Annotated in this window: 20 protein-coding genes; 1 reads left to right on the forward strand and 19 read right to left on the reverse strand. The window is 65.3% G+C overall.

Annotated features, from left to right (window positions below; translation table 11 throughout):
* Positions 1-232: 232 nt before the first annotated feature.
* The 8 genes from AABA84_RS07085 to AABA84_RS07120 all read right to left on the reverse strand — a co-directional run bounded on the left by AABA84_RS07085 (position 233) and on the right by AABA84_RS07120 (position 7,536).
* Positions 233-1,183 (reverse strand): sugar-binding transcriptional regulator, encoded by a 951-nt coding sequence (locus AABA84_RS07085; RefSeq protein ID WP_212248551.1) that lies wholly within the window; start codon positions 1,181-1,183, stop codon positions 233-235.
* A 7-nt stretch (positions 1,184-1,190) separates the two neighbouring features.
* Positions 1,191-1,853 carry an HAD family hydrolase gene (locus tag AABA84_RS07090; RefSeq protein ID WP_338311710.1) on the reverse strand — a complete coding sequence of 221 codons (663 nt, stop codon included), beginning with the start codon at positions 1,851-1,853 and terminating at the stop codon, positions 1,191-1,193.
* Between the two features lie 90 nt (positions 1,854-1,943).
* On the reverse strand, positions 1,944-3,863 hold the full coding sequence (locus AABA84_RS07095; protein ID WP_338311711.1) for a nitric oxide reductase activation protein NorD: 1,920 nt from the start codon (positions 3,861-3,863) through the stop codon (positions 1,944-1,946).
* Positions 3,864-3,873: 10 nt separating this feature from the next.
* A complete protein-coding gene (locus AABA84_RS07100) occupies positions 3,874-4,683 on the reverse strand; it encodes a CbbQ/NirQ/NorQ/GpvN family protein (RefSeq protein ID WP_095426495.1) in 810 nt (269 codons plus the stop codon).
* Between the two features lie 63 nt (positions 4,684-4,746).
* On the reverse strand, positions 4,747-6,093 hold the full coding sequence (locus AABA84_RS07105; protein WP_338311712.1) for a cbb3-type cytochrome c oxidase subunit I: 1,347 nt from the start codon (positions 6,091-6,093) through the stop codon (positions 4,747-4,749).
* Positions 6,094-6,130: 37 nt separating this feature from the next.
* Positions 6,131-6,583, reverse strand: coding sequence for a c-type cytochrome (locus AABA84_RS07110; protein WP_212248547.1), 453 nt, complete (start codon positions 6,581-6,583; stop codon positions 6,131-6,133).
* A gap of 114 nt (positions 6,584-6,697) precedes the next feature.
* Positions 6,698-6,958, reverse strand: a complete 261-nt coding sequence (locus AABA84_RS07115; RefSeq protein ID WP_212248682.1) for a cytochrome C oxidase subunit IV family protein — start codon at positions 6,956-6,958, stop codon at positions 6,698-6,700.
* The gene (locus AABA84_RS07120; RefSeq protein WP_338311713.1) at positions 6,958-7,536 is read right to left on the reverse strand and encodes a cytochrome c oxidase subunit 3 family protein; all 579 of its coding nucleotides are present in this window, start codon (positions 7,534-7,536) and stop codon (positions 6,958-6,960) included. Before AABA84_RS07120 ends, AABA84_RS07115 begins: the two co-directional genes overlap by 1 nt.
* A gap of 173 nt (positions 7,537-7,709) precedes the next feature.
* Between AABA84_RS07120 and AABA84_RS07125 the strand changes: the two genes are divergently transcribed.
* On the forward strand, positions 7,710-7,877 hold the full coding sequence (locus AABA84_RS07125; protein ID WP_212248545.1) for a hypothetical protein: 168 nt from the start codon (positions 7,710-7,712) through the stop codon (positions 7,875-7,877).
* Positions 7,878-7,998: 121 nt separating this feature from the next.
* Here AABA84_RS07125 and mmsB read toward each other — a convergent pair whose 3' ends face one another.
* The 11 genes from mmsB to ytfQ form a co-directional block, all read right to left on the reverse strand.
* Complete coding sequence (gene mmsB / locus AABA84_RS07130; RefSeq protein WP_018315912.1) at positions 7,999-9,189, reverse strand: multiple monosaccharide ABC transporter permease; 1,191 nt, start codon at positions 9,187-9,189, stop codon at positions 7,999-8,001.
* Positions 9,186-10,763: a multiple monosaccharide ABC transporter ATP-binding protein gene (gene mmsA, locus AABA84_RS07135; RefSeq protein ID WP_338311714.1), complete on the reverse strand. Its 1,578-nt coding sequence runs from the start codon at positions 10,761-10,763 to the stop codon at positions 9,186-9,188. The genes mmsB and mmsA overlap by 4 nt, the downstream gene beginning before the upstream one ends.
* 129 nt (positions 10,764-10,892) lie before the next feature.
* On the reverse strand, positions 10,893-11,966 hold the full coding sequence (chvE, locus tag AABA84_RS07140; RefSeq protein ID WP_338307485.1) for a multiple monosaccharide ABC transporter substrate-binding protein: 1,074 nt from the start codon (positions 11,964-11,966) through the stop codon (positions 10,893-10,895).
* A gap of 72 nt (positions 11,967-12,038) precedes the next feature.
* Positions 12,039-12,917 (reverse strand): SMP-30/gluconolactonase/LRE family protein, encoded by an 879-nt coding sequence (locus AABA84_RS07145; RefSeq protein WP_338311755.1) that lies wholly within the window; start codon positions 12,915-12,917, stop codon positions 12,039-12,041.
* Complete coding sequence (locus AABA84_RS07150) at positions 12,917-13,993, reverse strand: aldose epimerase family protein (protein ID WP_212248542.1); 1,077 nt, start codon at positions 13,991-13,993, stop codon at positions 12,917-12,919. Before AABA84_RS07150 ends, AABA84_RS07145 begins: the two co-directional genes overlap by 1 nt.
* A 2-nt stretch (positions 13,994-13,995) precedes the next feature.
* Positions 13,996-14,922 carry a Gfo/Idh/MocA family protein gene (locus tag AABA84_RS07155; protein ID WP_212248541.1) on the reverse strand — a complete coding sequence of 309 codons (927 nt, stop codon included), beginning with the start codon at positions 14,920-14,922 and terminating at the stop codon, positions 13,996-13,998.
* Positions 14,919-15,695, reverse strand: coding sequence for a FadR/GntR family transcriptional regulator (locus tag AABA84_RS07160; RefSeq protein ID WP_212248540.1), 777 nt, complete (start codon positions 15,693-15,695; stop codon positions 14,919-14,921). The genes AABA84_RS07155 and AABA84_RS07160 overlap by 4 nt, the downstream gene beginning before the upstream one ends.
* Positions 15,692-16,672 (reverse strand): galactofuranose ABC transporter, permease protein YjfF, encoded by a 981-nt coding sequence (yjfF, locus tag AABA84_RS07165; protein ID WP_212248539.1) that lies wholly within the window; start codon positions 16,670-16,672, stop codon positions 15,692-15,694. Before yjfF ends, AABA84_RS07160 begins: the two co-directional genes overlap by 4 nt.
* Complete coding sequence (locus AABA84_RS07170) at positions 16,669-17,661, reverse strand: ABC transporter permease (RefSeq protein ID WP_212248538.1); 993 nt, start codon at positions 17,659-17,661, stop codon at positions 16,669-16,671. The genes yjfF and AABA84_RS07170 overlap by 4 nt, the downstream gene beginning before the upstream one ends.
* On the reverse strand, positions 17,658-19,202 hold the full coding sequence (locus AABA84_RS07175; RefSeq protein WP_212248537.1) for a sugar ABC transporter ATP-binding protein: 1,545 nt from the start codon (positions 19,200-19,202) through the stop codon (positions 17,658-17,660). Before AABA84_RS07175 ends, AABA84_RS07170 begins: the two co-directional genes overlap by 4 nt.
* A gap of 117 nt (positions 19,203-19,319) precedes the next feature.
* Positions 19,320-20,285: a galactofuranose ABC transporter, galactofuranose-binding protein YtfQ gene (gene ytfQ / locus AABA84_RS07180; protein ID WP_212248536.1), complete on the reverse strand. Its 966-nt coding sequence runs from the start codon at positions 20,283-20,285 to the stop codon at positions 19,320-19,322.
* Between the last annotated feature and the right edge of the window lie 408 nt (positions 20,286-20,693).

A 20,693-nucleotide genomic window follows, 5' to 3' on the forward strand; every position in this document is an offset into this window, starting at 1 on the left:
CTCGCGTTTTGAGCATATGCCCACGCGTTGGGCGTATGTTCAACTGAGGGATGGTGCTTGTCAAGCAGGCGCGCGGACGTTTGCGCAACTTATGAGTGCTGCGGTGCGGGAGGGGTGGGAGGTCGTGCGGTGCAGAAGCGGCGGGAGTTGTTCGGATCGAGCGCCGCGGCTTGCTTCACCTCTCCCGCAAGCGGGAGAGGGAGCCGTGTCCCTTTGCCGCGCGAAGCTCGCCTCAGCGCTCCAGAATCGCCTGCGCGGTCGTCTCGTCGGTGATGAGGCCATTGATCAGGCCGCCGTTCAGCGCCGCCGCGATCGCCGGCACCTTGGCGGCACCGACCGCGGCGGCGATGGTCGTGGTCTTCGCCGGCACTTCCGGCGGGATGCTGGTGAGGCGCTTGTTGGTGCCGGCCTTGAGCAGGCGGCCCTTGGAATCATAGGCCCAGCCGGTGATCTCGCCGATGGCACCCAGCCGCATCATCTCGAACAATTCGTCGCGGGTGACGAAGCCGTCGACATGCACCTGCGCCTTCTGGTCCATCTGGCCGATGCCGACGAGGCGCAGATCAGCCTTGGCCGCGACCGCCTTCACTTTCGCGATCGGCTCGATGCGGACCATCTTGTTGCGCTCGTCCTCGGACGACATCAGGAACGGCAGCGGCATCGGATAGTGCCGCGCTCCCGTCCGGTCTGCGAGTCGGCCGACGGTGTCGTAAAAGCTCGCCGAACCGTCCGCGGAGATGGTGCCGACCAGCGAGACGATCTGATGATTGGGCCGGTCGATCGGGGTGACGCGCTCGACGGCAGCGCGCACCGCCCGGCCCGTGCCGAGCGCGACGATCACCGGCGTCTCCGAGCGCAGTGTCGCGTCGAGCAGATTGGCGCAACGTTCGGCAATGCCTGCCGTGGCCTGCGGCGCCGCCGGATCGGCCGGCACCACCTCGCAATGAGCGAGGTCGAAACGCTCCTTCAGGCGCGCCGCAAGTTCCATGCAGGCGGCGATGGGATGTTCGAGCCGGAAGGTGATGAGGCGCTCGGCAAGGCACAGCGACACCAGCCGCTGCGCCGAGGCGCGCGAGACCTGCAGCATCTTTGCGATCTCGTCCTGGGTGTGACCCGCGATGAAATAGAGCCAGCCGGCGCGCGCGGCATCGTCGAGTCGCGACTTGTCGTTCTCGGCGGCCATGCGGGCCTCACGCCTCCCAGAAATCGCTCATGCGCGCGAAGACCCGGTCGGCCCCCGCCTCGGACAATATAGCCCGCCCATCGCGTCCGCGATAATGGCTGCCGCCGACAAATCCCCAGACGGTCATGCCGGCCGCCTTGCCGGCCTTGACGCCGCTGACGCTGTCCTCGATCACCAGCGTGCGCGCAGGTTGCACTCTCATCTTTTCTGCCGCGAGGAGAAAGAGGTCGGGCGCCGGCTTGCCATGCCGGACCATCTGCGCGGTGTAGAGCCGCTCGCCGAAATGCGCCCGCAGGCCTGTGACGTCGAGGGAGAGCGCGACGCGGTCGAGGTCGCTGGACGAGGCCACGCAAAACGGCACGGACAGGTCGGACATCACGCCAGCAATGCCAGGAATCGGCTGAAGCGAAGCTGCGAACGTCGACAGCACTTGCGACTTCAGGCGCGGCAGAAAGCCGTCGGGCACGATCTGCCCGAGATCGCGATAATGCTGCTCGATCGCCTTGGTGCTGCGCCCGAGAAAGAGCTCGAGCGCCTGCTCCTGGCTGAGCGCGATGCCGAACTCGGCCAGCACCTCGGACAGGCATCGGCAGCTCAACAGCTCGCTGTCGACGAGCACGCCGTCGCAATCGAAGATGATCAGATAGGGTCTTGGCTGGCCACGGTCCATCCGGCCATACGATCATATACTCACTGTATGAGCAATAGCTCACCGGAGGACCGGGCGCCGCGGGGCGCGCCGGATGAGCGCGCGACCGGATTAGTGCGCGACCTGCCGGTAGATCGCCGGCAGCGCCGCGGGCAGCCGCTTGATGTTCCCGACGATGGCATAGCCGCCACGGCCGAACAGGGTCGGGAAATAGGATTGCGCGGTTGCGTCCACCGTGACGCCGAAGGCGGCGATACCGAGCCGGCGAGCCTCCTGCACCGACTTGCGGGTGTCTTCGAGCGCGAAGCGGCCCTCGTAATGGTCGACGTCGTTCGGCTTGCCGTCGGTGAGGACGAGCAGCAGCTTCTTGCGCTGCGGCTGGCGGGCGAGCTCGGCCGCGGCGTGGCGCACCGCCGCGCCGATCCGCGTGTAATAGCCGGGCTTCAGCGCGCCGATGCGGCGCTCAACCGTCCCGCTCATCGGCTCGCCGAAGGCCTTGACCGTCTCGAGCCGCACCCAGGAACGCCGGCGCGAGGTGAAGGTGAGGATGCTGTGGTGATCGCCGCAGGCCGAAATCCCATGGGCGAGCGCCAGCAGCGCCTCCTTCTCGACGTCGAGCACGCGGTAGCCGTCGACCCAGGCATCCGTGGAAAGCGAGACGTCGACGAGCAGCGTGACCGCGAGATCGTGCCCTTGCGGGCGCATCGCGACGTGGATGCGATCAAGACCGCTGCCGCCGCTGCCGGCGCGGAGATCGCACCGCGCACGTACCAGCGCGTCGAGATCGAGGTCGTGTCCGTCAGCCTGAGCGCGCATCAATTCATGGCGCGGCCGCAACACCTCGAAGCGGCGGCGCACCTGGCGGATGTGCCGGCGCATGGCGTCGTCAGGCGTCCAGCTCTCACCGTGCTCGGAGGCCGCACCCGCCAGCACGCGGCAATGATCGGGCAGATAGGAGCCGCTGCGGTAATCCCATTCGGGATAGGTGAGGTCCGCGTTCAGCCGCGATGCATCAAGGGCCTCCGGCGGCAGGTCGAGGTCGAACTTGAACCGGCTCGCCGGCTTGCCGGTGCGGCGGCTGAGCGTGATCTCCTCGAGATCGTCGGCCGCCTTCTGCGCATCCTCGTCCTCGCTGTCGTCGGCCGGACGGTCGACATTGACCATCTCGGCCATCGCCAGGATCTTCTCGAAGCGGTTGAGCACGAAAGGATCGCGGCGATTGGCGTTGTCCTCGCGCTCGCGGACGGCAAAGCGCTTGCGATTGTCCTGGGCCTCGGGCTCGGCGCCCGGCGCGCACTCGTCCTCGCCGGCATGTGCGGGCGACAGCTCGCGCGTCCAGCAATCCCCCCAGAGCGGGCACGGCAGGATCGAATGATAGCCCGGCGGCGCCTTGTCCGGCAGCGGGCCCGTTCCCATCATCGCCGGCCACAGTCTGCCTGCAGGCGCCTGTCCGGCGCCGAGCAAGGCCAAAACGATCTGCTCGACCTCCTGCTCGATGCGCGGCAACGGGCGACGAGGCCGGGCCTCGGCCGTTGCTGCGGCGAGCTGGGCGTATTCGGCGACAAGCCCGGGGAATTGCGTGAGCACCCAGACCGCCGTCTCACTTGCCCGGCGCAACACCAGAAGGTCCCGCCGCAGCGGATCGGCTTCCGTGATCGCCTCGATCGGCGCGGCCGCGAACCACGCCGCAAGCCAACGATAGAGCGCCGCGTTCAACGCGCGGTCGGGAAAGATCGAGATCCGATCGGGCAGGAAAATGGTCGCGGCATCGCGACCCGGCTGCTCGAGGCGCTCGTCTCCGAGGCCGATGCGCTGCCGCCAGCCGAGACGGTGCCCCGATTTTCGCGCGCCTGCGCTTGCAATCTGCACCCCGGTCTCGCCGCCGAGCGCGCGGAACATCACCGCGAGCCGCCCTCTCACCTCGGTCAGTGCAACGGCGTGATCATCGTGAACCGGATAGCTCGCGGTGCCGCCGACCATCCTGTGCCAGGCGCGGCCGACCGTCTCCTCCAGTTCGAGGAAGTCGAGCATGGGCGCCGCCTCACCCGATGACGGCGCGTGCGACGTCCAGCAGCGCAGCCTTCACGTCGGAATCGTCGGTCAGTGGCTCGATCATGCCGGCCAGCACGGCATCGGCAATCGGCGTGCCCGCGGCAATCAGGGTCGCGCAATAGACTACGAGCCGGGTCGAGACACCCTCCTCCAGATCGTGGCCCTTGAGCGCGCGCAGCCGGCCAGCCAGCCCCACCAGCGGCCGCACGCGCTCCGGCGACAGTCCGCTTTCGGCGGACACGACGGCGATCTCCTGCTCGGGCGGCAGGAAGCCGAATTCAATGGCGATGAAGCGTTGCCGCGTCGATGGCTTCAGCGCCTTCAGCAGCGTCTGGTAGCCGGGGTTGTAAGAGACCACGAGCATGAAGCTGTTCGGCGCCACCAGCTCCTCGCCGGTCCGCTCCAGCGGCAGGATGCGGCGGTCGTCGGTCAGAGGATGCAGCACCACGGTGACGTCCTTGCGGGCCTCCACGACCTCGTCGAGATAGCAGATGCCGCCCTCGCGCACGGCGCGCGTCAGCGGACCATCGGTCCACACGGTGTCGCCGCCCCTGAGCAGATAGCGGCCGGTGAGATCGGCGGCGGTGAGATCGTCGTGACAGGCGACGGTGTGAAGCGGCAGGCCCAGCCGCGCCGCCATATGCGCGACGAAGCGGGTCTTGCCGCAGCCGGTCGGCCCCTTGAGCAGAACCGGCAGACGCCGTCGCCAGGCATGCTCGAAAAGCTCGCATTCGTTTCCGGATGGAACATAGGCCGGCAGCTCGGGCGCCGAGGTCACCGTGTGAAGGGCAGCTTTCATGATGTCTCTCCGGATTTTCCAGGAAGCAGGCGGCCGCGGCGAACCGCGGCCGCCCTTTCTCGTTTACTCGGCCGGCTGCAGCGCGGCGGGAATGGTCGCCTGCTTCTCGCGGCCCGGCACCAGCACGGCCCAGACGAACATCAGCGCGGAGATCGCGACGAACACACCGGAGCCGAGCCGGACCCAGTAGAACATCGCGAGTTGGTCCTGCACGTCCATGTAGCTCTGGCCGAGCACGCGCTGCAGGTGGACCTGGACCACGCCGGCAAAGGTCAGCGCGAAGGTCATGGTCATCATGGCCGTGCACATGATCCAGAAGCTCGTCATGGAGAGCCACTGATTGTAGGGCGCACGTCCCTTGATCTGCGGGATCGCATAGGCCATCACCGACAGGTTCAGCATCACATAGGCGCCGAAGAAGGCGAGATGGCCGTGCGCGGCGGTAACCTGCGTGCCGTGGGTGTAGTAGTTCACCGAGGACAGCGTGTGCAGGAAGCCCCAGACGCCGGCCCCTAGGAACGCCATCACCGAGCAGCCGACCGACCACAACAGCGCGGCGCGGTTCGGATGCTTGCGGCCGGCCTTCCAGGTCATCTGCACGGTGAAGATCACCATGGTGAAGAACGGCGCAACCTCGAGCGTGGAGAACAGCGAGCCGATCCACTGCCAGTAACCGGGCGCGCCGATCCAGTAGAAATGGTGGCCGGTGCCTAGAATGCCCGAGAACAGGGCAAGGCCGATGATGACGTAGAGCCACTTCTCGACGACCTCACGATCGATGCCGTTGAGCTTGATCATGAGATAGGCGAGCACGGAGGCCATGATCAGCTCCCAGACGCCCTCGACCCAGAGATGGACGACGTACCACCAGTACATCTTGTCGACGGCAAGGTTCGCCGGGTTGTAGAAGGCGAACAGGAAGAAGATCGCAACGCCCCACAGGCCGAACAACAGGATGTTGGTGACCGTGGTCTTGCGGCCCTTCAGCGCCGTCATCGTGACGTTGAACAGGAACATCAGGCAGACGACGACGATGCCGACCTTGATGATGAAGGGCTGTTCGAGGAACTCGCGGCCCTCGTGGTAGTGGAAGAGATAGCCGACCACAGCGACGCCGGCTGCGCCGAAGAACATCCAGAACTGGATCTTCGCCAGCAGCGGGCTGTACAGCTCGGTCTCGGTCTCCTCCGGGAGCAGATAGTAGGTCGCGCCCATGAAGCCGATCAGCGACCATACGATCAGCGCGTTGGTATGGATCATCCTGACGATGTTGAACGGCAGGATAATCGACAGGGTATTGGGCAGGACGTAGATGGTTCCGGCGAGCAGGCCAAACAGGACCTGGGCCAGGAACAAGGTCAGCGCGCCGTAGAAATACAGCATCGCGACTTTCTGGGTTTGGTACTTCATCTCGGGTTCTCTCTGTCTTGAAAGAGGAAAGCTGTGCTCAGCCGGCCTTGTTCGGCGGCCAGCTCTGACGCTTGATCGTGCTGGCCCATTGCAGGAAGTCGGCGAGATCGTTGAGTTCCTGGTCGGTCAGGTTGAACTGCGGCATCTGGCGGCGGCCCTCCGCGCCCGAGGGCTGCGACTGCATCCAGGCCTTCAGCGTCTCGCGCGCGGCGGCCGGATCCTCGTTGCCGCCCCAGCGATCCCAGACGTTGCCGACCTCGGGGGCGAAATAGGCGCCCTCGCCCAGCAGCGTGTGGCAGTTGATGCAGGAGTTCTTCTCCCAGACGTGCTTGCCGCGGGCGACCGACGACGTCAGCGTCTTCGCGTCCGTGGACGTTGTGGCCATGTAGTAATGGCTGTGCGCCGTCAGCCCTATGAAAATGGCGAAGAAGAAGGCCGAACCGCCGTAGAAGACATTTCGAGCGGCCGACTTGGTCAGGCGTTCAGCCATTGCCAATCCTTTCCGTTTGATTCTTGAGAAAGATGCGATCCTGCGATTTATTGCCGATCGCCTGGGATCACTCTTTGACGAAGCGCAAGCAGCGCGACGATGCGCAACCGCCAGTCAGATCAGGGCGACGACGGCGGATGCGAGCCAGGCAAACAGCACCACGATGAAGACCCAGGCGCTGACGATGCCGCGCCAAAGTGCCGGCGCTGAGCGAAGATCGAGGAAATCGAGCACGATACGTCGGCCCTTGAGAGCGGCGAACGTCAGCAGCAGGGCATTGGCGAACAAGGGGCGCGACACCAGCGGCGGGATCAGAATGGTCGCGAGCGCAAGGCCGATCAACACGATCCAGGTGATGTCGAGACGATCGGGAATCACGGGTGCACCAGATAGATGATGGGAAACATGACGATCCAGAGCAGATCGACCATGTGCCAGAAAGCGGTTCCGGTCTCGACGCCCGCCGCCCGGGCACCCCGGGAAACTACGGCCAGAATCACGATGCCGAGGCCGACATGCAGGAGGTGGAAGCCGGTGAGGAGGAAATACAGCGTGAAGAACGGGCTGGTCTCCAGGCCGTTTCCTAACGCGATCTCGCCGGCATATTCGAACAGCTTGATCGCGATGAAGACGCCGCCAAGGGCCATGGCGCCGAACAGCCAGCCGCGCGCACGCGCCCTTTCGCCCGCCCGTGCAGCTGCCGTTGCGCGCGCGGCGGCCCAGCCGCTGGTCACGAGCACGATGGTGTTGATTCCCGCCAGATGCGCATCAAGACTGGCCTGACCGGCCGCGAAGACCGCCGGGTGAAGCACACGCGCGATGACGAAAGCACCGAGGAACAGGCCGAAGGCGGCAAGCTCGCTGAAGATCAGCACCCAGATCATGGGATCGCCGGGAAGATCTTCCAGAATTCCCCAGCCGGTTCCCTGTTGTTCGCAATCCGTCGCCGACATCTGACTTCCGCATCAAGACGCCGGACAGATATCCCACCGGCGCGATTCCAACTTTGTCGCCGGACAAATAGTGCAACTGGCCAGAAGCGGATTTGCGCTATCGCAACGTCCCGCCCGCGGCGCCGCCATAGGGTGGATGCATCCGGCGGTTCCGCAAAACGGCGAGCGATGCAATGAGCGATGCACAAATCGGGCTGATGACCGCGACCCCCATCATCATCGCGTTCGCCATCACGCTGCGGCGAATGGGAGTACTGTCGACCGTGGCCACCGTATCGGCGGTGACCCTTTCCGTCGCGATCGCGGCGGTGCTGTTCACGACGCAAACACCGCTGCCGTAGCGCCGTAGGGTGGGCAAAGCGACCGCCGCAGGCGGACGCGTGCCCACTACTTCTCTCGATCGGATGGATGGTGGGCACGGCGCGTTGCGCCTTTGCCCACCCTACGGCATCGCCGTTGCCGCTACCTGCGCTGGTTATACACGTCGATGCACACCGCTCCCAGCAGCACCAGGCCCTTGATCACCTGCTGATAGTCGATGCCGATGCCGAGGATGGACATGCCGTTGTTCATCACGCCCATGATCATGGCGCCGACCACGGCGCCGCCGACGCGCCCCACCCCGCCATAGGCCGAGGCGCCGCCGATGAAGCAGGCAGCGATGACGTCGAGCTCGAAACCCAATCCCGCCTTTGGCGTTGCGGTGTTGAGGCGCGCGGCGAAGACGAGGCCGGCAAGCGCGGCGAGCACACCCATGTTGACGAAGGTGAGGAAGGTCAACCGTTCCGTCTTGATGCCCGACAGTTTTGCGGCTTTCGCATTGCCGCCCACCGCGTAGACCTGCCGGCCGATCACGGTGCGCCGGGTGACGAAGCCATAGAGCGCTATCAACGCGGTCATGATGACCAGCACGTTCGGCAGGCCGCGATGCGAGGCGATCAGATAGGTGAAATAGAGCACGGCGCAGGCGAGCAGAACACTCTTCCCCAGGAAGAACGCATAAGGCTCGACCTCGATGCCGTGCGATTGCTCGCGCGAGCGGCCCTTGGCGCTGGCATAGACGAGGCCCAGCGCGAGCACGGCACCGATCAGCATGGAGGTCGGATGCAACGTGCCGGCTTCGGGCAGCAGCTCCGGAATGAAGCCGGAGGACAGCTTCTGGAAGGTCGCCGGGAACGGGCCGAGCGACTGACCCTGCAGCACCGCGAGCGCGAGGCCCTTGAACACCAGCATGCCCGCCAGCGTCACGATGAAGGACGGAATGCCGAAAAAGGCCACCCAATAGCCCTGCGCCGCGCCGATCGCCGCCCCCAGCAACAGGCAGGCGATGAAGGCGAGCGTATAGTCGATCTTGTACGTCACCATCAGCACCGCGGCCACCGCGCCGACGAAGCCGGCGACCGAGCCGACGGAGAGGTCGATATGGCCGGTGACGATGACGAGCAGCATGCCGAGCGCCATGATGACGATGTAGCTGTTCTGCAGCACCAGGTTGGTCAGGTTGAGCGGCTGCAGCAGCGTGCCGCCGGTCATGACCTGGAAGAACAGCATGATCGCGATCAACGACATCAGCATGCCGTAGTTGCGCAAATTGTTCTTGATGAAGCTGCCGTGCCGGCGCTCCTCGGGCAGCGATACCGTCTTGTCGGTCATGGCTGCATTCCTCCCATCTCCGCGGCCGCTGGCGCGGCCTTCCCATAATTTCGTTCGTTTCGCATGATCGCGCGCATGATCTTTTCCTGCGTCGCGTCCGCGCCCTTGAACTCGCCGACGAAGGCGCCGTCGTTCATGACGCAGATGCGGTCGCAGATGCCGAGCAGCTCGGGCATCTCCGAGGAGATCACCACGACGCCGCGGCCGGCTTCCGCCAACTCGTTGATGATACAGTAAATCTCGTATTTGGCACCGACGTCGATGCCCCGCGTCGGCTCGTCCAGGATCAGGACCTTGGGGTCCGTCATCAGCCATTTCGACAGCACAACCTTCTGCTGGTTGCCGCCGGAGAGCTGGCCGGTCTCCTGATAGACGTCGGAGCAGCGGATGCGCATGCGGGTGCGATAGTCGCTGGCGATCTTCAGCTCGGCGATGTCGTCGATCACGCGTTTGGGTGCAACCTGATCGAGGCTGGCGAGCGTGATGTTCTTGCGGACGTCGTCGGCCAGGATCAGGCCGAGCTGCTTGCGGTCCTCGGTGACATAGGCAAGGCCGGCGTCGATCGCCGCCGCGACGCTCGGCAGCACCATGTCCCGGCCTTCAAGCCGGAGGCTGCCGCTGATCGCAGTGCCCCAGGATCGCCCGAACAAGCTCATGGCGAATTCGGTACGGCCGGCGCCCATCAGCCCGGCAATGCCGACGACCTCGCCACGCTTGACGCTGAATCCGACATTCTTGATCACCTGCCGCTCGGGATGGATCGGATGGTAGACCGACCAGTTCTCGACGGTGAGCACGGGTTCACCGATCCTCGAATTGCGCTCCGGGAAGCGATGGGCGAGATCGCGATTGACCATGCTGCGGATGATGCGGTCTTCCTGGATCGGCTCGGCGCGACAATCGATGCTGTCGACGGTGCGACCGTCGCGCAGCACCGTGATGTGGTCCGCAACCTTGGCGACCTCGTTGAGCTTGTGCGAGATCAGGATCGAGCCGATGCCCTGCTCGCGGAACGCCATCAGGCGTTCGAGCAGCGCGGCGCTGTCGGCCTCGTTGAGGCTCGCGGTCGGCTCGTCCAGGATCAGCATCCGCACCCGCTTGGACAGCGCCTTGGCGATCTCGACAAGCTGCTGCTTGCCGACGCCGAGATCGGTGATCAGGGTGTCGGGGGATTCCTTCAGACCGACTTGCGCCAGCAGCTCACGCGTACGACGGTAGACCTCGTCGCGGTCAATCACACCCAACGTTGAAGGCGGATGCGACAGAAAAATGTTTTCCGCGATCGACATCAGCGGGATCAGCGCGAGTTCCTGATGAATGATGATGATGCCGAGCGCCTCGGAATCATTGATGTCGCGGAAGCGCCGCTCCTCACCATCAAACACGATGGTGCCCTCGTAGCTGCCATGCGGGTAGACCCCGCTCAGCACCTTCATCAGCGTCGACTTGCCGGCGCCGTTCTCGCCGACGAGGGCGTGGATCTGGCCGGCATGAACCGAGAAGTTGACGTCGCGCAGCGCCTGGACGCCTGCAAAACTCTTGCTGACGTTGCGCATCTCCAGCATGGCGGTCATGGCGTCGTGTCCTTGGAAACTTTCGTGAATCCCTCCGCCGTCATTCCGGGGCGATGCAAAGCATCGAACCCGGAATCTCGAGGTTCCGGGTTCGCCCTTCGGGCGCCCCGGAACGACGGCACGAGAACTCTACTGGAATTGCGACTTCTTATAGTAACCGCTCTCAACCAGGACCTTCTCCCAATTGTCCTTGTAGACCACCACCGGCTTGAGCAGATAGGACGGCACGGTCTTGACGCCGTTCTCATAGGTCTTGGTGTCGTTGACCGTGACCTGCTTGCCGGCAAGCGCGGCGTCGACCATGTCGGCGGTCACCTTGGCGAGATCGCGGGTGTCCTTGAAGATGGTCGAATACTGGTCGCCGCGCAGCATCGCCTTGATCGAGGGCACCTCGGCGTCCTGACCCGAAATGATCGGCATCGGCTGACCGGCGCTGCCGTAGCCGACGCCCTTCAGCGAGGAGATGATGCCGATCGAGATGCCGTCATAGGGCGAGAGCACGGCGTTGATCTTCTTGTTGCCGTAGTAGGCGCTGAGCAGATTGTCCATGCGGGCCTGGGCGGTGGCGCCATCCCAGCGGAGCGTCGCGACCTTGTCCATGCCCATCTGGCCCGAGGCGACGACGAGCTTGCCGCTGTCGATATAGGGCTTAAGCACGCTCATCGCGCCGTTGTAGAAGAAGTAGGCATTGTTGTCGTCCGGCGAGCCGCCGAACAGCTCGATGTTGAACGGGCCCTTGCCGTCCTTGAGACCGAGGCCCTGCACGATCGACTCGGCCTGGAGCACACCGACCTGGAAATTGTCGAAGGTCGCGTAATAGTCGACGTTCGGCGTGCCGCGGATCAGGCGGTCATAGGCGATCACGGTGATGCCTTTGGCCTTGGCCTGCTTGAGCACGTCGGACAGCGTGGTGCCGTCGATCGCGGCGATCACCAGGGCTTTCGCGCCCTTGGTCACCATGTTCTCGACCTGCGAGAGCTGGTTCGGGATGTCGTCCTCGGCATATTGCAGGTCGGTGTTGTAGCCGCGCTCCTTCAGCACCTTGACCATGTTGTTGCCGTCGTCGATCCAGCGCGCCGACGATTTGGTCGGCATCGCGATGCCGACGGTTGCCTTGTCCTGCGCGGAGGCGGTGAGGCCCGTGGCCATCGTCGCAGCGCCGGCCAGCGCCAGCGCGAGGAATGTCGTCTTCAGTTTCAGCATGTTTTACTCCCTTGGGTGTCAGACTGTTTCTTTGTTTCGTCGAGAACTTCGTCGTGGGCTGCCTCTGGTCTCCTATGCGAGCTTGACGTCGGGCTCCGCGCGACCGCGCGCGGATGCCTCCAATAGAAAAGTGCAACCGGCTTGCGGATCGGCGGCGCGCGCCGCCGCGTCCATATCCTGCCAGGCTGACGTGACGAGGAGGCGCGACAGATCGGGACCGACGAAAGCGGGACAGCTCGCTTGCTTCGCCGGCACGCTCAGTGAGCGCAGATGCTCGCCTTGCGGAGAATAGACATCGATACGGCTCGCGCCCCAGCAGGCATTCCAGATCTCTCCGTCGGCATCGCACACCGAGCCATCGAGGCCGCCGATGCCGGTGTGGCGTAGCAACACCTCCGGCTCGCCGCGCGGCAGGCCGGTCGCGGGATTGAGCGGCACGGCGTAGAGCACCGCGCGCGCGGTGTCGGCGAAGTAGCCAATGGCGCCATCCGGCGAAAAGCAGATCGAGTTGGGAATGCTGATGCGGGGGAACAGCAGCGAGATCTTGCCGCGATGAAACGCGTAGATCGCGCCCGCTCCTGCTTCCGCGTTGCGGCCCATGGTCCCGATCCAGAATGTGCCGGACTGGTGCACGCGGGCATCGTTGGAGCGGGTCGCGGGATTGCCCGCTTCGAGCGGAAGGAACAGCGTCATGGCGCCATCGGCAAGCTTGCGGATATAGAGACCGTCCTCGGCGACGATCATCTGGCGCTCGGCATCGATGCGCCCGAGCGCGCTCGCCATCCGGCCGAGCGCATGGACGCGGATGCTGCCGCTGCCGAGTTGCGCCTCGAACAGCCGTCCCTCGCGGATATCGAACCACCAGGCCGTATCGGTGGTCACGTCATAGGTCGGGCCCTCGCCGAGATGGCAGGGATCGTCCGAGAGAATGGAGGTGGGGACCTGTTCCATCATGGCGTCCTCACTCCGAAGCGATAGACCGTGTGATGGCGATAGACCTGGCCGGGATCGAGGCGCGGGCTCGGAAAATCCGGCCGGTTCGGCGCATCAGGCCAGATGTGCGGCTCCAGGCACATGGCGTCCGACTGCCGGATGAGCTTGCCGCCCTTCCCCGAAATCGTGCCGTCGAGATAGTTGCCGGAATAGACCTGAAGGCCGGGCTGGTCGGTGAACAGCTCCATGATCCGCCCCGAAAATGGCGCCTCGAGCCGGGCAGCAAGCGCGAGCTTGCCGTCGCGCACGAGGCAGTAGGTGTGGTCATAGCCCCTGCCGTTCTGCAATTGCTCGTCGCTTCGCCGGATGCGTTCGCCAACCGACCGAGGTTCGCGGAAGTCGAACGGCGTGCCGGCAACCGCGCGCGGCGGCTCGGGCAACGGAATGGCGGTGGGATCGATGGCGAGGAAATGCTCGGCGGCGACCATCAGTCTGTGGTCGAGAATGGGCATACCCGACGTCGCGCCTTCTAGATTGAAGAAGCTGTGGTTGGTCAGATTGACGATGGTGGGACGGTCGGTCCGCGCCTCCATGCTCAGCGACAGCTCGGTTGGGCCGGTGATGCGATAGGTCAGGCGGACATCGAGCCGGCCGGGATAATTCTCCTCGCCATGCGGGCTCGTATAGACGAGCGTCACCCCGGGCGTAGCGCCGTCGTCCATCTCCGCAATCTGCCAGAGCTTGCGGTCGAATCCATCGAGGCCACCATGCAGCGCATTCGGCCCATTGTTGACGGCAAGCTGCACCGTCTCGCCGTCGAGCGAGAACTGTCCTTTGGCGATGCGATTGGCGTAGCGGCCGACGGTGGCGCCGAAGAACTTTCGCTCCGCGAGATAGCCGGCGAACGCGTCATGCCCGAGCACGACGTCGTCGTGGCCGCCTTTGGCATCCGGCGCGATCAGCGCCTGCAACACCGCGCCATGGGTGATGACGCGCGCCTCGAACCCGCCCTCACCGCGCAGCACGATTCGTTCGACCTCGCGGCCGTCCGGCAGCGTCCCGAAAGCGTCTCTTGTGATTTTTGATGCGGCCATGTCTAATCCACGAACGGTTCGACGACGGTCCGCCTGCCGAGCAGGAAGGCGTCGGCGACGAGGCGAAGCGGCGTCAGATCGACATCGCTTGCGCCGGTCGCCGCGAGCTCGACGAAGCGCCGGTAGAGCCCGCGATATTCCTCATCGGGCGCCTCGGCAAGCACCTTGCCGTCGACCTCCAACCGTGCGCCACCGCTGGACAAAGTCATCCGGCCCTGGTCGGTATCGACGAGGATATCCCAGCTCTGCGGTCCGGTCTGGCGGAAATCGAACTCGGCGGTGACGAGTAGGCCGTCGATGTCCGTCAGCGTCAGGTTCGCCGCGATCGGTGCCTGGCAATTGGCGGGAAACGCCAACTCGGCCGCGGTGACGAACACGGGCTTCGGCAGGATTTTGGTCAGGATCGACAGTGCGTTGATGCCGGGATCGAACACGCCGAGGCCGCCTGGTTCCCAGATCCAGCCCTGACCGGGATGCCAGACGCGAACATCCTCCTTCCAGCTGATGTGCACCGACTTGATGCGTCGCTCAGCGAGCCATTGTCGCGCGGGCTCGACCGCCGGCGCATGGCGCGAATGCCAGGTCGCAAACAGCGTTCGCTTTGCCTCCGCCGCCATCGCGATCAGCGGATCGAGCTCGGCGACACCGATGCCCGGCGGCTTCTCCAGCATGACATGCTTGCCGGCGGCGAGCGCCGCGGCGGCCTGCGCGCGCCTCACCTGCGGCGGCGTGCAGAGTGAGACAGCATCGACCGGCGGCCCCTTTTCCAGCAACTCCTCGATAGTGGCGAAATGCGGCAATCCCGGCAGCGAGGCATTGCGGCTGGCAATTGCGGTCAGCGTCGCGCCCGGCACCGCGGCGATTGCACTGAGGTGCTGGTCGCGGGCGATCTTGCCGAAGCCGACGATGGCGATGCGAAGTTCAGTCACGATCTTTCTCCGGACTGCACGGATGGCAGCGCCTCGGCCGGCGCGGTCTCGATGACCGTGCCTTCATGGCGGTGCATGCCGTTGTGAATGACGAAGACCATCGCCTCCGAGGCGGCGTCGGCATCGCCCGCCGCGATCGCATCGACGATCTTCTGGTGCCAGAGTAGCACCGTGTCGCGGTCCGCCGATTCCACCGGGGCGCTCAGCAGGAACGAGGCGCGCAAGGCCGCCTCGATGACGTGGCCGATCGAGCGCATGAACAGGTTGCCGGAGGCGCGCGCCACAGCGACGTGAAGCGCGAGGTCGGCATCGGCAAAGCCGACCGAGTCGGACGCTTCGAGCCGCATGCGCTCCATGCTGAGCCGAAGCTCGGCCAGATCCTCCTCCGACCGCTGCGCGGCCGCCAGCATCGCCGCGCGCGGCTCGACCGCGAGACGGATCTCGGCGAGGTCGTTGAGGAAGCGCTTGTCGATGCCGGCGTCCAGATGCCAGGCCAGCACGTCGGCATCGAACATGTTCCATGCCGCGCGTTCGCGCACGACGGTGCCGACGCGCGCCTTGGTCGTGAGCAGGCCCTTGGCGACCAGGGTCTTCACGCTCTCCCGCAGCACCGGCCGCGACACGCCGAACATCGCGATCATCTCGGCATCGCCTGGCAGGCGCGTGCCCTCCGCGTAGCGGCCGGCGATGATGTCGACGCCGATCGAACGGGCGACCTCCGCATGGTTGGAGTGAGCCCGCCGCGTCGGGATGACAACGATGCGCGAGGTCATGTGGCGGCTCCTGCGCTCTTCGTCAACGGCCGGCGCGCCAGCGCGACCAGTCCCTGCTGCAACGCGATGAAGGCGAACAGCAAGACGCCGGTCGCGATCTTGGTCCACCAGCTCGACAGCGTGCCGTCGAAATTGATGTAGGTCTGGATCAGGCCCTGGATCAGCACCCCCAGGAAGGTTCCGATCACCGAGCCCTGCCCGCCCGTGAGCAGCGTGCCGCCGATCACGACGGCGGCGATGGTGTCGAGCTCGACGCCGACGGCGGAGAGCGAATAGCCCGCGCTGGTGTAGAACGAGAACACGATGCCGGCGATGCCTGCGAGCAGGCTCGACAGCATGTAGATCTTCACGGTCATCTTGCCGACCGCAACGCCCATCAGGCTCGCGGTCGTCCGGCTGCCACCGAGCGCATACACATTGGCGCCGAACCGGGTAAGATGCAGCAGCAGCGCCCCGCCGGTCACGATCGCGAGCATGATGATCGCGATCGCCGTCAATCGCCCTCCACCCGTCAATCGCAAGGCGAAATCCGACACGGTGGAATAGACCGGCGCGGTGATCGGTATGGATTCGGTGGAGAGCAGAAAGCTCGCGCCGCGCGCCAGGAACATGCCGGCGAGCGTCACGATGAAGGGGGGCAGATCGAAGACATGGATCACCGCGCCCATCGCCGCACCGAAGGCCGCCGAGAGTGCGAGGACGGCGACGAAAGCAACCAGCGGCGGCATGCCCCAGCGCTCGATCGCGAGCGCAACGAAGACCGTCGTGAAGCCGATCACCGAGCCGACCGAGAGATCGATGCCGCCGGAGATGATGACAAAGGTCATGCCGGCCGCGACGATGCCGAGGAAAGCGTTGTCAGTGAGGAGATTGCCGACGACGCGGGTCGAGGCGATGCTCGGAAACTGCACCGCGCAGGCTGCGAAGCCTGCGACCAGCACGATCGCCGTAATGAGAGCGGGCGGCAGACCTCTCATGCCTTCGTCCTCCGCAGCCGCGCAGCGATGCCGGCAAAACCCGTCAGCTTCGGCGATTGCAACAACAGCACCGTGAGCACCACTACCGCCTTGACCAGCAGGTTGAACTCCGGCGGATAGCCGGACAAAAGGATGCCGGTATTCATGGTCTGGATGATCAGCGCGCCGAGTACGGCCAGCACGAGGCTGAAGCGGCCGCCGAACAACGAGGTGCCGCCGATCACCACGGCCAGGATCGCATCGAGCTCGAGCCAGAGGCCGGCATTGTTCGCGTCGGCCCCCATGATGTCGGCCGCCGCGATCACGCCGGCCAGCGCGGCGCAGACGCCGCACCAGACATAGACCGACAGGATCATCGCACGAGTTCCGACGCCGGCAAGCTCGCTCGCCCGCGCATTGCCACCGGTCGCCTCGATCAGGAGCCCGAGCGCGGAGCCACGCACCACCGCGCCGGTCAGGATGAGCATGCCGAGCGCAATCGCGACCGGCACGGGCAAGCCGAGAATGGCACCATTGCCGAGCCAGACCAGATCGGGCGACGAGAAGGTCACGATGCGCCCCTCGGTGATGAGCTGGGCGATGCCGCGGCCCGCCACCATGAGGATCAACGTCGCCACGATTGGCTGCATGCCGAGCACCGCGACGAGGAAGCCATTCCACAGGCCGCAAATCAAGCCCGCGCCGAGCGCTGCCGCCAGAACTACGGCCAGACTGTGAGTGTCGGCGAGGCTTGCCGCGATCGCGCCCGCGATCGCCATGACGGCGCCAACCGACAGATCTATGCCGCGCGTCGCGATCACCAGAACCATGCCGAGTGACAGCAGCGCCACCGGCGTGCCGCGGTTGAGCACGTCGATCAGGCTGCCGAACAGACGGCCGTCCTGGAGGCGCAGGTCGAAGAATTGTGGCGACACCACACGGTCGACCGCGAGGATGACGATCAATGCGAGGATCTGGGCAAGGCCGCGGCGCGGCAACAGCGCTGTCATGTGTGGGCCTCAAGCGCAACAGCGGCGCTATCGGCGGCAATGGCCGCGAGAATGTTGCCGACGTCGACCGCCTCGCCCGCTAGCTCCTCGACATGGGCGCGGTCGCGCAGCACCACGACGCGGTCGGAATAGGTCACGATCTCATCGAGCTCGGAGGAGATCACGAGCAGCGACAGGCCGTCGTCGCAGAGCTCGCGGATCAGGCGGATGATCTCGGCATGCGCGCCGACATCGATGCCGCGGGTCGGCTCGTCCAGCACCAGAAGCCGCGGCGAGGTCGCAAGCCAGCGCGCCAGCAGAACCTTCTGCTGATTGCCGCCGGACAACAGGCCGACGGGGCGTTCAGGATCGGGCGGACGGATGTCGAGCATCTTGACGTAGCGGCGCGCGATCTCGTCCTGCTCGCGGCGCGACAGCGGCCGATGCAGGCCGCGCTTGGCCTGGAGCGCGAGCACGATGTTCTCGCGCACCGTGAGCTCGGCGACGATGCCGTCGGTCTTGCGCTCCTCCGGGCAATAGCCAAAGCCGTGGCGTACGCCGTCGCGAGGCGACTGTAGCCGCACCGGCACACCTTCCACCCTCGCCTTCCCGCCATCGGCGCGCTCGGCGCCGAACACCAGCCGCGCCGTCTCGGTCCGGCCCGAGCCGAGCAGGCCGGCGAGACCGACGACCTCGCCATGGCGCAGCTCGAGATTGAACGGGGCGACATAGCCGGCCTTGCCGTAATTCTCGAAGCTCGCGCAGATCTCGCGCGCTTTGTGCTCGCCCACTGATGCGCGCGCGCTGGTGGTCTCGGCCAACTCGCGGCCGAGCATCAGCCGGATCAGCTCGAGGCGCGGCAGCGAGGCGGTCTCGCGCTCGCCGACGAGGCGACCGTTGCGCAGCACGGTGATGCGATCGGAGATCTCGTAGACCTGGTCGAGGAAGTGACTGACGAAGACGATGCCGATGCCGCGTTTCGCGAGCTGGCGCATGATGCCGAACAGGATCTCGACCTCGTGACGGTCGAGACTCGCGGTGGGCTCGTCCAGGATCAACACCCGCGCGGAGAGATCGACGGCGCGCGCGATCGCGGTGACGTGCTGCACGGCGACCGAATAGTTGCCGAGCGGCGCGGCAACGTCGACATCGAGGCCAAACTCCGCAAGCAGCGCCTTGGCGCGGCGGCGCATCTCGCCCTCGCGCACGATGCCGAAGCGCATTGGCTGGCGATCGAGGAACAGGTTCTGCGCCACCGACAGGTTCGGCAGCAGATTGACCTCCTGGTAGACGGTGGCAATGCCCGCTGCCAGCGCTGCCTTGGCCGAGCGCGGCGCGACCTCTTCACCGCCGATCCTGACGATGCCGGCGTCGCGTGGGAATACGCCGGTGACGACCTTGATCAGCGTGGACTTGCCGGCGCCGTTCTCGCCGAGCAACGCATGGATCTCGCCGGCGCGCAGCGTGAAGTCGACCTCCTGCAGCGCGCGCACAGCGCCGAAGCTCTTGCTGATCCCGCGCACCTCAAGAAGGGGCAGAGCAGGATCGGGGCTGTTCTGCATGGCAAATTCGCTCCCACGGGTGCCCGCCATTGAAGCGGACACCCAGCCTAGTCGTTCGTGCAGCGGTTTCGAAGCGGGGCTACGGACCACCGGAAGCGGTCCGGCGCGGCGCCCGCCTCAGTAACCGAGGCCCTTCTTGCTGTCGTAGATCTTCTGCGGATCATCGGCGGCAGTATAGAGCTTGGACTCGGTCTGAATCCACTTCGGCGGAACCGTTCCCTTGCCCTTGAAGGCTGCGACGGCATCCAGTGCTGGGCCGGCCATGTTCGGCGTCAGCTCCACCGTGGCGTTCGCTTCGCCGGCAACCATCGCCTTGAAGATATCGGGGACCGCGTCGATCGAAACGGTGAGGATATCCTTGCCGGGCTTGAGGCCGGCTTCCTTCATCGCTTGAATCGCGCCCACCATCATGTCGTCGTTGTGGGCGTAGACCGCGCAGATGTTCTTGCCGCCGCCTTCGGCCTTGATGAAGCTTTCCATCACCTCCTTGCCCTTGGCGCGGGTGAAGTCGCCGGTCTGGCTGCGCACCACCTTCAGGTTCGCGTGCTTGGCGACGGCGGTGTCGAAGCCTTTCTTGCGGTTGGTGGCGACGCTGGCGCCGACCGTCCCCTGCAGCTCGACGATGTTGCAGGCCTTGGCGCCGACTGTCTTGGCCAGCCAGTCGCCGGCGACCTCGCCCTCATGCACGCTGTCCGACGTCACGGCGGTGAGATAGAGCTCCTTGCCGGAGGGATCGATGTCGCGGTCGAGCAGCACGACCGGGATCTTGGCTTCCTTGGCCTCCTTCAACACCGAGTCCCATCCGGTAGAGACCACCGGCGCCAGGAAGATCGCATCGACATTCTGCGCGATGAAGGAGCGGATCGCCTTGATCTGGTTCTCCTGTTTCTGCTGCGCGTCGGCGATCTTGAGATTGACCTTGCGCTTGGCGGCCTCCTGCTTGGAGACCGACGTCTCGGCCGCGCGCCAGCCGGATTCCGATCCGATCTGCGAGAAGCCGATGGTGAGCTCGGCGGCAGTCGCCGGCAGCGCGAGCAGCAAGGCGGCCGTGGCGCTGGCCGCAAAGAGGGCTTTGAGGATCATCAGGCGAGTCTCCCAAGATGTTATCCGGGGCGCCGATTGGTAGCATGGCACCCGCAGGCCGGCCTTTGAGGCGGCGGGAGGGACTATTTCACGGAAGATGAGTTCCGACTAGTCATATTATTTGACTATTTGGAGGAAAACGCGGCTCAGCGATTGTGAGCAGCCAGATGACACGCCCAGCGCGATTTTGTTCCAACGATGCAACGGGAAGATGAAGGCAGTTTATAGGTGGGTCCAGCCACGGACACCGTCATGGCCGGGCTTGTCCCGGCCATCCACGCCTTACCTCGCCTGACAAAGAACGTGGATGCCCGGGCCTTCGCCGCGCCGAAGTGGCTTCGGCCTCGCAGGCGGGACAAGCCCGGGCATGACGGCCTCATAGACGTTCGCGTGGGAGGTCAGCGGCGA

The organism is Bradyrhizobium sp. TM239 (assembly GCF_036247985.1).
Classification (GTDB): Bacteria; Pseudomonadota; Alphaproteobacteria; order Rhizobiales; family Xanthobacteraceae; genus Bradyrhizobium; species Bradyrhizobium ottawaense.